We start from the raw sequence: 10,914 nt of genomic DNA on the forward strand, positions 1-10,914 counted from the left end.
TACGGCTTCCTGAACTACGTTTGTAAACCTCCAGTTTATGCTCCAGCCGCAACAAAAAAGGATGTCGTTTCTATCGGGGCTAGGATTTTGCCATTATCAGAACATTTGTCATTGCGAGGAACGTAGTGACGAAGCAATCTCAACTCAAAACGAAGTTATACTTAATATTCTTAAACCCTTAATAAAACTTAATGTTCAAATTGTAGAAAAGTGAATATAATTTTACAAATCTGAGATTGCTTCGCTTCGCTCGCAATGACAAATTCCGTCGAATAATTAATATCAATTATACTTAATCGCCTTCACCGGAGAAATCTTACTGATCAGATAACTCGGAATTATTAAAGCCAGTCCGGAGATAATCAGAATTCCGGCAGAAATGGAAATAATGGCAATCGGGTTAAGATCTACCGGAACCGTACTAACGTAATAATTTTCCGGATTTAAGGTAATCACTCCAAAAACTTTCTGAATCAAAAGCAGTCCGAGACCAATCGCATTTCCGTACAGCAATCCCGGAATCATAATAATTAAAGTATAATTGATAAAAGTGGCTCTGATCTGTGAATTGCTTGCTCCCAAAGTCTTTAAAAGACCGATAGAATTTGTTCTTTCAATAATCAGGATCAGAAGAACCATGATGATATTAATGACTACAACAATCAGCATGATGATGATAATCAGAGCGATATTGGTGTCGAAAATACTGATCCAGTCCGTAATCTGAGGATATTTTTCAGTGGCTTTTTCAGCATAATTTTTATAACCGATGAGTTTCTCAATTTCAGGAAAATCGCTGTCGATATCATTTACATTTTTAAAGAAAATATCCAGTCCGCCCATTTCATCAGGCTTCATATCCTGAATTTTTCTTACATGATTAATTCCTCCCAACACAAACTGATCATCGATCATTTTAATATCCGTTTTATAAATTCCGACTACTTCAAATTTTCTGTAAATAGGCTTTTGATCTGCCTTTGAAAATACCGTTACAATGCTGTCCTTCACTTTCAGATGAAGATCATTGGCAATCTTCTGGGAAATAGTAACTCCGTTGTAATAGCCAACTTCCGTAACTTTCGGAGAAGTTCCGGCAACCAGAAATTTTTTGAACCTTACACTGTCAAAATCTTTTCCGATTCCTTTGAAAATAATCCCTGCAAAATTGTGCTCGTTCCGCATAATTCCCGTTACCGTAGCATATTTCTGCACACTTTCCACATCCGGAAGTTCTTTTATTTTCTTGATATTAAGTCCCTGATTATCAAGAACGGAAGTGTTGTAGGAAGAGTTTGATCTCGTAGATCTTACGGTAACGTGTCCGCTGAAATCTGCAAGTCTTTCCTTAATCGCTTTCTTCGAGCCGAATCCGGTGGAAACCGTAATGAGAGAAACAATAATTCCCAATGCCACAGAAAGTCTGCCGATGAAGATGATAACCCTCGAAAGGTTATTTTTGTTATCTTTGGAAAACGCTATTTTTTTCGAGAAATATAAAGGAAATTTCAAACTTATGAATTTAGATTTCAAAATTAAAAATTTACTTCTTATTTGCCTAATTTTTTTAGGAGTATTCAATCAATATTATTCTCAAGCTCAAGATAAAAAAGATTTTAAAACGGGAGCAGATCAGCCGGAGCTCTATTTGCCTTTGCTGAAAGGAAAAATTGTAGGATTGGTAACGAACCAGACCGGACTGATGAGCGATAAAACGCACGTTGTAGATTTTTTGGTAAAAAACGGAATCAGAATAAGATCCATCTTCGCACCGGAACATGGTTTCAGAGGAGATGCAGATGCAGGAGAAAAAGTAAAAAATGGAGTAGACGTAAAAACCGGAATTCCCATCGTATCATTATATGGTAAAAATAAAAAACCGACTCCGGAACAACTGAAAGAAATGGATGTTCTGGTGTTTGATATTCAGGATGTTGGAGTGAGATTTTACACTTATATTTCAACACTGACCTATCTTATGGAAGCAGCCGCTGAAAATAATATTGAAGTGATTGTTCTGGACAGACCCAATCCGCATGACGGCTACACAGATGGTCCTGTTTTAAAGAAAAAATGGACAAGTTTTGTAGGAATGCATGAAGTTCCGGTAGTATACGGATTGACAATAGGAGAGTACGGAAAAATGGTGAACGGAGAAAAATGGCTGAAAAACGGAGTTCAGGCAAAATACACCTTGATTCCGATGAAAAATTATCATAAAATGTTGCGTTACCAGATTTCAGATAAGCCGTCTCCAAATTTACCCAACGATAAAGCCATCAATTTATATCCAAGTTTATGCTTTTTTGAAGGAACGCAGGTTTCCGTGGGAAGAGGAACAGATTTACCGTTCCAGATCTACGGATCTCCATGGACAAAAAATCTTCCTTATCAGTTTACTCCGAAGCCAAGTGCAGGAGCAAAAGATCCTTTTTTAAACGGAAAATTGTGCTACGGCGAAAACCTTTCAGATTATAGAAAAGACTTAAGAGAACTGAATCTGGACTGGGTAATAAAAGCGTATAAAAACTATAAAAATCCTGATCTGGACTTTTTCCTGAAACCAACCACAGGAAGCAATTTATGGTTTGATACTTTAGCCGGAACCGATGAGCTGAGAAAACAGATTGTTGCCGGAAAATCAGCTTCGGAAATCAAAGCATCCTGGAAATCAGATTTGGAAAAATTCGAGAAAATCAGAAAGAAATATGTTGTTTACGAAAACTGATGAAATATGAATTGTCAATTGTCAATAGTGAATTCATTTTATTTGTGAATCTAAATTGACAATTGACAATTAAAATTTTTTAATCAAAATTCTGCGGCGGAGTTTTGTCGTCTTTTCCTTTATTCATGATCACAAGACCGATTGACAGACCGATAACGCCCGCTGCCGCAATCATTAAAGCTCTTTCCAGCTTATCTGCCTGATCGTTTCCAAGATAGTTCATCAGAAAAAGAATCCCGAAAGTGATGATGCAGATAATAATATGGTTTTTACCGAATAGTTTCATTGTTTTATTTTAGTTTATAAGAAATCATGACACCGCCTCTGTAAGGAAGAATTTCCCCGCTTTTGTTAAAGCCTTCCGCTACGTCATAACGAGCTCCCGTCGAGCGTACATAGCCTTTGTAAAAATCCTGAGAAGTTCCGATTCCTGCATAAATATCCATGTTCCAGTTTTCAGCAAGTTTAAACTGATAGCCTCCTGTAATTCCAACTATGATGGAATATCCTTTTTGGTAGACATCAGAATATTGGTAGACATTTCCATTTTTTTCATCAACAAAAGTTCCGTCACTCCAGTAATTCCACTTTTGGGCAATAAAGCGGGAACCTGCAATATTTCCTCCGATATACCAATGTTTAAAAGCTTCATCAAAATAATATCTTCCTTCCAGCGAAACGGAGTAATACTGCAATTCGTGTCCGGCAAAAGATTTCCACGGAGAAATTAAAACATCGCCCTGTACCGTGAATTTTTTATTTAACTGATGCTCTAATCCTACATTTATAACTCCTACAGGTATTAGCAAAGCATTTCCTTTAAGGTATACACTTTTTTCAGAAGTCTGTTGTGGTTCCTGTTCCTGTGCATTGAGTGTTCCTAAAAAAAACACGGTTAAAATCCCTGCAATCAATCTTATTTTAAGCATTTTATTTTATTTGTTTTAGTAGCTCATCGGCTAAAGTAGAATCTTTCTGAGCCTGTGTTGCCATATTTTTAGACATTTCTGCGTATGTTTTTGCCATTTCTTTATTTCCGGTTAGAAAATAAAGTTTCGCAAGAATATATGTGTTTTCGGAACTTTCGCCTCTCATCACAGATTTTTCAGCCCACTCGGCAGCTTTTTTCAGAGATGATGGGGTTTTTACATGTTCCGCAAATACCCATGCTGCTTTTAATAATTCATTAGGTTCAAACGCTTCTGAATTTCTGTAATAGGCTAAAGCTGCTTTCTCGTATTCCGGAAAATTCGAATTTTGCTCATAATAGCCAAGTTTCATCTGGTTGAGTTTCACTTCCGCATCATACTTTCCTACAAGAGGTTCTGCATTTTTCATGAAGTAATCATCATTGATTTTTTTATTCTGCTGATCGATAGACTGCTCCACAATTTTGCCAAGCTTGATCTGATTGTCAAATTCTTTATACGTTTCTTCCGGTAAAAATTTGATGATTTCAGCTTTTCGGTCTGTAAAAACTTTGTAATTTTTGTCTTCAGTAGATTTTAAGAAAAATAGCAACAGACCAACGTCGTCTTTTGAAAATTCTTCAGTGGCTTTTTTATTTTCAAAATACCTTTCAGATGCCTGTTTGGCAAAATTAAAATCCGAAGAAGAATTGAGTTTCATAATATTGATCAGAAAATCGGGATCTTTTTCACCTTTCGCAAAACGTTCTTTCAGCGAACCTTTTTTGTTGTTAGGAGAATTTACATCCTGCGCCATCGTCAGAAACATACTTTCTTCCATGTAGCCGAAATTCTGGGAAACAAGCTCTCCGTCACCATTCAGAAAAAGATAAGTAGGATAGGAGCGTACTCCGTATTTTACCGCAATATCTCTTCCTTCTCCTTTTTCCATATCAAATCTTGCGTTCACAAAATTTGCATTGAAATAATCTCCGACCGATTTCTGCGTAAAAACATTTCTTTCCATCATTTTGCACGGACCGCACCATGAAGCATAGGCATCCAGAAAGACAATCTTTTTTTCTTTTTTTGCCTTTGCAATAAGGTCTTTAAAAGGCAGTTCTTCAAATTTAATGGCTTCCTGAGCAAATGCCGTAATGGCGGAAAATAACAATAAACCGGAGATAATCTTCTTCATTTTTCAAATAAAATTTAAAAAAGCGAAGATACTTAATTTCAACGTAAAGGAGATGCTATTGTGATGGGATTAACTACGATTTAACAATATGAAATAAAAAACAAAAAAGTCATCCCAAATGAGATGACTTTAAGTGGTTTCTCCAGGAATCGAACCAGGGACACATGGATTTTCAATCCATTGCTCTACCAACTGAGCTAAGAAACCATTTAATTTTTGCTTCTTTTTTGAAGTGGTGCAAAAGTAATAATAATTATTAACCTTGGCAAATTTTATTTAAAACTTTGAAAATAAAACCACCTTTTTACAGGTGGTTTTTTTAAGTGGTTTCTCCAGGAATCGAACCAGGGACACATGGATTTTCAATCCATTGCTCTACCAACTGAGCTAAGAAACCATTCTTGTTACTTCGTTGTTTTAAAGTGATGCAAAAGTAGTAAGTTTTAGTATATGAAGCAAGTATTAACAAGACTTTTTTTAACAAAACTTAAAAACCTACTGATTTTCAACCGAATTATTTTCCTGTTCGCGTCTTATCTGTTCGCTCATTTCCTCTAATACTGGCTTAATCGTGCTTTCCGGAAGATCACTTATTCGGATATACATCAGTCCGTCGATCGCATCATTGAAGTTGGGATCTACATTAAATGCGATAACTTTCGCGTTTTGCTTGATATATTTTTTAATTAAAACAGGAAGTCTCAGCTCAGGTTCCAGATCATCGATGATTTTATCCAGCTTGTTCAGATCAGATTCCATTTCTTCAAAAAACAGATGCTTGTCCCTGTCGCGAAGCTTTACTTTGTATTCATTTCTTGGAGTAATATACTGTGCAACTGCAGAATCATAATAATTCGAACGCATAAACTCGATCATCAGAGATTTGGAAAATTCTGAAAATTTATTGGAAATACTTACACCTCCCATCAAAAATTTATGATCCGGATTTCGTAAGCAGACATGCACAATTCCTCTCCATAAGAGAAAAAGCGGAAGCGGCTTCTGCTGGTATTCCTGACAGATGTATGCACGACCCATTTCAATCACTTTTTTGAAAAAAGGATGAATGTCCTGCTCGAATTCAAATAAAGAACTGGTGTAAAAACCTTTGATGCCGGATTTCTTCATCACTTCTTTACCCAAAGCCATTCTGTAAGCTCCTACAAGTTTTTCAGCGGCACTGTCCCAAAGAAAAAGATGATGATAATGTTTGTCGTATTCATCAAGGTCGAACGGCAGATTACTTCCTTCACCCACTGCACGGAAGGTAAGCTCACGCTGTCTTCCGATTTCCCGCATAATAGAAGGGATTTCTTCGTAAGTGGTAAAATAAACTTCGTAATTTCCGTTGCTGAAAAACATCTTATCTGTGCCTTTCAGTTTATTAATGTCTTTTAAAATATCTTCTTTCGGAGTTTCGTCGATGATATTCTGAACGATATTTTCTTCTCTTAGTAAAGGGAATTTTACCGAAAGATTTTTAAGATTGATACTCTGCGCCAAAGATTTTCTCTTTTCGTAGTAAGATTTCATCATATACACCTTACGTTTCAGAAATTCTCCCAGTTCTTCGATGGTTTCCATATCATCCATCGCCTTAACGGTAATAGGTTTTCCGATTCTTATTCTGATCGGTTTTTCCCTGTCGTTCATCATTTCTGCCGGAAGCATCAAGGTCTGCAAATTAGGATGAATTTTGGCTACCTGATAAAATATCCTGCTGTTTTTTGCATGAAAATACATAGGAACGACCGGCACTTTTGCCATTCTGATGAGCTTTAATGCCGGTTTTTCCCATTCTTTATCCAGAATTTCACCGTAAGGATTGTTCTTATTGGAAACTTCTCCTGCAGGGAAAATTCCTACACAGCCTCCATTTTGCAGGTGCTTTAACGTTTCCCGCATTCCTGAAGAGCTGCTGTATGCTTCTTTTCTGCCTTCAAAAGGGTTTACCGCAATTACGTAAGGCTCCATCGGCTTGATCTTTTCCAGAAGGAAATTTCCCATCACCTTAAAATCCGGACGCACTTCAGAAAGAACTTTGCACATTAAAATTCCGTCAATCGCGCCAAGCGGATGATTGGATACCAGAATAAACGGTCCTGTTTTCGGAATTTTTGCCAGATCTTCCTCAAAGGCGATATAGCTTAAGTTGCGCTCTCTTACAAATGAGTCGAAAAAGTCTTTGCCTTCCTTGTCTTTTAGTTTGTCGTATAATTTATTTACTTCGTTTATTTTAGCAATGCTCATCACAGCAGATGCTACAGGATTCTTTAAAAATCCTATTTTACTTAAGCCGGAAGCCTTTATCAGATCGTTTTTCGAAATTAAACTCATATTGTGTTTAGTCGCAATTAGTTTTTATTGTGTTACCATTTGAAGCGTATTTTTCGCAATCTGCTCCAATAATACACTTTTTTCCTGGTAAAATTTATCTATGTTCTCTATTTTCGCATTTCTTACGGTAAATAAAGATACATTTTTTATAACTTCTGTTTTAAATACTTTTTGAAGTTCTTCATTTAATTCATCTACGGTATTGAATTTATCTTCAAGACATAAAGCCAATGAAATTGCAGAATTCTGCATCAGGGAAACCTTAATTTTGTACTTGGATAAATATCCGAAAATAAGACTCATATGGTCTTCTGCGATAAATGAAAAGTCTCTTGTGGAGATTTTAAGCAAAGTCTGGTTTTCCTTTAAAATATAAGATTCTTCGCTTTGGTTTTTTTCCGAAGCACCTACTTTTGTTCCTTCCTTTGTAGGATCTACAAAAGATTTTACGTAAAAAGGAATGTTTTTCTGCTGAAGCGGCTGTAATGTTTTAGGGTGAATTACACTTGCTCCGTAATACGCCATTTCAATAGCTTCTTCATAAGAAATATTAGAAAGCAACGTTACATCTTTGAATTTTCTCGGATCTCCCGTCATTACGCCCGGAACGTCTTTCCAGATCGTCATAGCTTCTGCATTTAAACAATATGCAAAAATCGCGGCAGAATAATCAGAGCCTTCTCTTCCTAATGTTACCGTAAAATTGTTATTATCCGAACCGATGAATCCCTGCGTAACGTAGCAGATTTCTTTATTTAAATTGGAAATAAATTCTTCCGTCTTTGCCCAGTCTACCACACCTTCTCTGTAAGAATTGTCGGTTTTTACATAATCTCTTGCATCCAGCCACTGATTGTTAAACTGAATTTCATTCAAATATTCGCTCACAATTTTCGTAGAAATCATTTCTCCGCAGCTTACCACCTGATCATAAACAAAATCGTAGTTCGGAGATTTGTTTCTTCTTAAAAAAGAATCAATATCGTCAAAAAATAAATTGATTTCCGCAAACACCGCATGATTTTCAGGAAATAATCCTTCCGCAATCTCAATGTGTTTTCGTTTTATCTTTTCAATTTCAGTTTGATAGTTATCCTTCTTGAAATAAAGTTCTACAACCTTTTCCAACTCATTTGTCGTTTTGCCCATCGCCGAAATTACCAGCAGACATTTGGCAAATCCCTGGCTTTTTAAAACCATGGCTACATTTTTTACACTTTCGGCATCCTTTACCGATGCTCCACCAAACTTGAAAATTTTCATTAAATTGTTAATAATAAAATTGTTAGATAAAATTTGTGGGAATATTTTACGGGTGACAAAATTATACATTTACAACGAGATATGAAAGAGCAGAATATCGCTGCAGGCTTAAGATTTTATTAAAATTATCAATAAGCAGAAATTATTCCGATTGCCACAATAAAAAGGGAATGCTAAATCCAGCTTAAGATTTTTTTAAATAGATTTATATTGGTTTATTGTATTGATAGACAGTAATTAAGGTCTTTTATTAATTATTCTTTTAAATTGTAATAAATTTTACGAAATTTGGAGAAAACGTAAAAAGCAAAATATGTCAGAGCAACCATTACAGACTTTAGGAGAATTTCTTATTGATAGACAGGATGATTTTCAGTATTCCACGGGAGAGTTTTCCCGTCTCTTGAGTGCAATAAGACTGGCTTCAAAAGTTGTAAACAGAGAAGTAAATAAAGCAGGAATTGTAGACATCGCAGGCGCTGCAGGAAACCAGAATGTACAGGGAGAAGAGCAACAGAAACTGGATGTAATTGCCAATGAAATTTTTATTACCGCTTTGTCTCAGAGAGAGGTTGTCTGTGGAATTGCTTCCGAAGAAAACGACGATTTCATCGATATTAAATGTGGCGAAAACGGACATTTAAGCAAATATGTGGTGCTGATTGATCCTCTTGACGGTTCTTCAAATATTGATGTCAACGTTTCGGTTGGAACCATTTTCTCAATCTACAGAAGAGTTACAGAGCCCGGAACTCCGGTTCAGTTGGAAGACTTTTTACAGAAAGGAGTTAACCAGATCGCAGCAGGATATGTTATCTACGGATCTTCCACAATGATCGTGTATACAACAGGAAACGGAGTGAACGGATTTACATTAGATCCTTCTTTGGGAACCTATTATCTGTCTCATCCGAATATGACTTTCCCAAAAACAGGAAAAATTTATTCCATTAACGAAGGAAACTATATCAAATTTCCTCAGGGCGTAAAAAATTATCTTAAATATTGCCAGATGGAAGAAGGAGACAGACCATATACTTCAAGATATATCGGTTCGTTGGTGGCAGATTTTCACAGAAATATGCTGAAGGGCGGAATTTACATCTATCCATCGTATTCGCAGGCTCCGAACGGAAAACTGAGATTGCTGTACGAGTGTAATCCGATGGCTTTCCTTGCGGAACAGGCAGGAGGAAAAGCAACAGACGGCTTCAGAAGAATTCTTGAAATTGAACCGACGGAATTGCATCAGAGAATTCCGTTTTTCTGCGGAAGTATCGATATGGTGGAGAAAGCGGAAGAATTTATGCGAATAGACAGTGTAAAATAATGAAAGCAGAATATTCAAGATATTTATTAGAATTCAAACGCCCGAGTGGAACATCTCGCGGCGTTTTGCTTGAAAAAGAGACCTTTATTCTCAAAATTTCAGAAAATGGAAAAAAAGGAATAGGGGAGTGCGCGATTTTCAGAGGATTGAGTTTTGACGACAGACCGGATTATGAAGATAAATTAAAATGGCTTTGTGAAAATATTCAGCAGGAAACTGAGTTTTTAAAAGAAGAACTGAAAGAATTTCCTTCCATTTGGTTCGGGTATGAACAGGCAGTTCTGAATTTAAAAAATGGTGAAAACCTGTATTTCCCAAGTGAATTTACAGAAGGGAAGACTCCGATCGTTATTAATGGTCTGATCTGGATGGGCGACATCAATTATATGGAAGAGCAGATTCAGGATAAGCTGGAAAAAGGTTTTCACTGCATCAAGCTCAAAATAGGAGTCGACTGGAAATCCGAGCATGATATTCTTCAGAAACTGAGACAGAAGTTCTCAAAAGACAGGCTTGAGCTTCGCGTGGATGCGAACGGAGGTTTTAATAAAGAAGAAGCAAAAGTCGTTTTGCAGCAATTAGCCGATCTACATATTCATTCCATCGAGCAGCCGATAAAAGCAGGAAACTGGAACGATATGTCAGAATTATGTCTTGAAACGCCTACTCCGATTGCTTTGGATGAAGAACTGATCGGGATTACAGATTTTAATGAAAAAAGAAAATTACTAGAAACCGTAAATCCTCAGTATATCATTTTAAAACCCGCTTTAGTAGGAGGTTTTTCAGGATCTGATGAATGGATTTCTCTCGCGGAAAGTATGAATATCGGGTGGTGGATTACATCTGCTCTGGAAAGCAATATTGGTCTGAATGCGATTGCTCAGTATACTTTTACAAAAAAAAGCCCGATGCCGCAAGGACTGGGAACCGGAGCTTTATTCGTTAATAATTTCGATTCAAATCTGGATCTGAAAGGAGAATTACTGTGGTTTAAAAATTAGATTTCACAAACAGGATTGTTGTAATGTTCTTCATCCCATGTTCTGCAGCATCTTAATTTAGGATTCCAGTTAAGACAGCCGATGGGAACAATACCTCCTTTGATTGTTTTTAAATCACTCTTCTTAAGTTTTTTTAGATTTTTCAT

Annotated in this window: 10 protein-coding genes and 2 tRNA genes; 3 read left to right on the top strand and 9 right to left on the bottom strand. The window is 36.5% G+C overall.

Going from position 1 to position 10,914, the window contains the following annotated elements:
* Positions 1 to 282: 282 nt before the first annotated feature.
* Complete coding sequence (locus QWT87_RS19230) at positions 283 to 1,512, bottom strand: ABC transporter permease (protein WP_116097911.1); 1,230 nt, start codon at positions 1,510 to 1,512, stop codon at positions 283 to 285.
* A gap of 4 nt (positions 1,513 to 1,516) precedes the next feature.
* Between QWT87_RS19230 and QWT87_RS19235 the strand changes: the two genes are divergently transcribed.
* On the top strand, positions 1,517 to 2,728 hold the full coding sequence (locus tag QWT87_RS19235; RefSeq protein ID WP_302718138.1) for an exo-beta-N-acetylmuramidase NamZ family protein: 1,212 nt from the start codon (positions 1,517 to 1,519) through the stop codon (positions 2,726 to 2,728).
* 79 nt (positions 2,729 to 2,807) lie between these two features.
* Here QWT87_RS19235 and QWT87_RS19240 read toward each other — a convergent pair whose 3' ends face one another.
* From QWT87_RS19240 to QWT87_RS19270, 7 genes are all read right to left on the bottom strand, one after another.
* The gene (locus QWT87_RS19240) at positions 2,808 to 3,014 is read right to left on the bottom strand and encodes a hypothetical protein (RefSeq protein WP_076392260.1); all 207 of its coding nucleotides are present in this window, start codon (positions 3,012 to 3,014) and stop codon (positions 2,808 to 2,810) included.
* A gap of 4 nt (positions 3,015 to 3,018) precedes the next feature.
* Positions 3,019 to 3,657: a DUF3575 domain-containing protein gene (locus QWT87_RS19245; RefSeq protein WP_076392262.1), complete on the bottom strand. Its 639-nt coding sequence runs from the start codon at positions 3,655 to 3,657 to the stop codon at positions 3,019 to 3,021.
* A 1-nt stretch (position 3,658) separates the two neighbouring features.
* Positions 3,659 to 4,834: a thioredoxin family protein gene (locus tag QWT87_RS19250; protein WP_302718140.1), complete on the bottom strand. Its 1,176-nt coding sequence runs from the start codon at positions 4,832 to 4,834 to the stop codon at positions 3,659 to 3,661.
* 134 nt (positions 4,835 to 4,968) lie between these two features.
* Positions 4,969 to 5,041: transfer RNA gene (locus QWT87_RS19255), tRNA-Phe, on the bottom strand.
* Between the two features lie 117 nt (positions 5,042 to 5,158).
* Positions 5,159 to 5,231, bottom strand: a tRNA-Phe gene (locus tag QWT87_RS19260).
* 98 nt (positions 5,232 to 5,329) lie between these two features.
* Complete coding sequence (locus QWT87_RS19265) at positions 5,330 to 7,171, bottom strand: lysophospholipid acyltransferase family protein (protein ID WP_116097819.1); 1,842 nt, start codon at positions 7,169 to 7,171, stop codon at positions 5,330 to 5,332.
* A gap of 24 nt (positions 7,172 to 7,195) precedes the next feature.
* Positions 7,196 to 8,434 (bottom strand): aspartate kinase, encoded by a 1,239-nt coding sequence (locus QWT87_RS19270; RefSeq protein WP_273079445.1) that lies wholly within the window; start codon positions 8,432 to 8,434, stop codon positions 7,196 to 7,198.
* Positions 8,435 to 8,747: 313 nt separating this feature from the next.
* Here QWT87_RS19270 and fbp point away from each other — a divergent pair, with 313 nt between their 5' ends.
* Both fbp and menC read left to right on the top strand, forming a co-directional pair.
* Positions 8,748 to 9,764 (top strand): class 1 fructose-bisphosphatase, encoded by a 1,017-nt coding sequence (gene fbp, locus QWT87_RS19275; RefSeq protein ID WP_076392274.1) that lies wholly within the window; start codon positions 8,748 to 8,750, stop codon positions 9,762 to 9,764.
* On the top strand, positions 9,764 to 10,768 hold the full coding sequence (menC, locus tag QWT87_RS19280) for an o-succinylbenzoate synthase (protein WP_302718144.1): 1,005 nt from the start codon (positions 9,764 to 9,766) through the stop codon (positions 10,766 to 10,768). Before fbp ends, menC begins: the two co-directional genes overlap by 1 nt.
* Here the strand turns inward: menC and QWT87_RS21305 are convergent.
* Positions 10,765 to 10,914 (bottom strand): bacteriocin-like protein, encoded by a 150-nt coding sequence (locus QWT87_RS21305; RefSeq protein ID WP_157967241.1) that lies wholly within the window; start codon positions 10,912 to 10,914, stop codon positions 10,765 to 10,767. The two genes, menC and QWT87_RS21305, sit on opposite strands and share 4 nt — an antisense overlap.

Source organism: Chryseobacterium urinae (assembly GCF_030518295.1).
Taxonomy (GTDB): domain Bacteria; phylum Bacteroidota; class Bacteroidia; order Flavobacteriales; family Weeksellaceae; genus Chryseobacterium; species Chryseobacterium mucoviscidosis.

Excerpts from the sequence above, each read along its gene's own strand:
- QWT87_RS19235 (WP_302718138.1), top strand. The coding sequence starts at position 1,517 with ATGAATTTAGATTTCAAAATTAAAAATTTACTTCTTATTTGCCTAATT.
- QWT87_RS19240 (WP_076392260.1), bottom strand. The coding sequence starts at position 3,014 with ATGAAACTATTCGGTAAAAACCATATTATTATCTGCATCATCACTTTC.
- QWT87_RS19245 (WP_076392262.1), bottom strand. The coding sequence starts at position 3,657 with ATGCTTAAAATAAGATTGATTGCAGGGATTTTAACCGTGTTTTTTTTA.
- QWT87_RS19250 (WP_302718140.1), bottom strand. The coding sequence starts at position 4,834 with ATGAAGAAGATTATCTCCGGTTTATTGTTATTTTCCGCCATTACGGCA.
- QWT87_RS19265 (WP_116097819.1), bottom strand. The coding sequence starts at position 7,171 with ATGAGTTTAATTTCGAAAAACGATCTGATAAAGGCTTCCGGCTTAAGT.
- QWT87_RS19270 (WP_273079445.1), bottom strand. The coding sequence starts at position 8,434 with ATGAAAATTTTCAAGTTTGGTGGAGCATCGGTAAAGGATGCCGAAAGT.
- fbp (WP_076392274.1), top strand. The coding sequence starts at position 8,748 with ATGTCAGAGCAACCATTACAGACTTTAGGAGAATTTCTTATTGATAGA.
- menC (WP_302718144.1), top strand. The coding sequence starts at position 9,764 with ATGAAAGCAGAATATTCAAGATATTTATTAGAATTCAAACGCCCGAGT.
- QWT87_RS21305 (WP_157967241.1), bottom strand. The coding sequence starts at position 10,914 with ATGAAAAATCTAAAAAAACTTAAGAAGAGTGATTTAAAAACAATCAAA.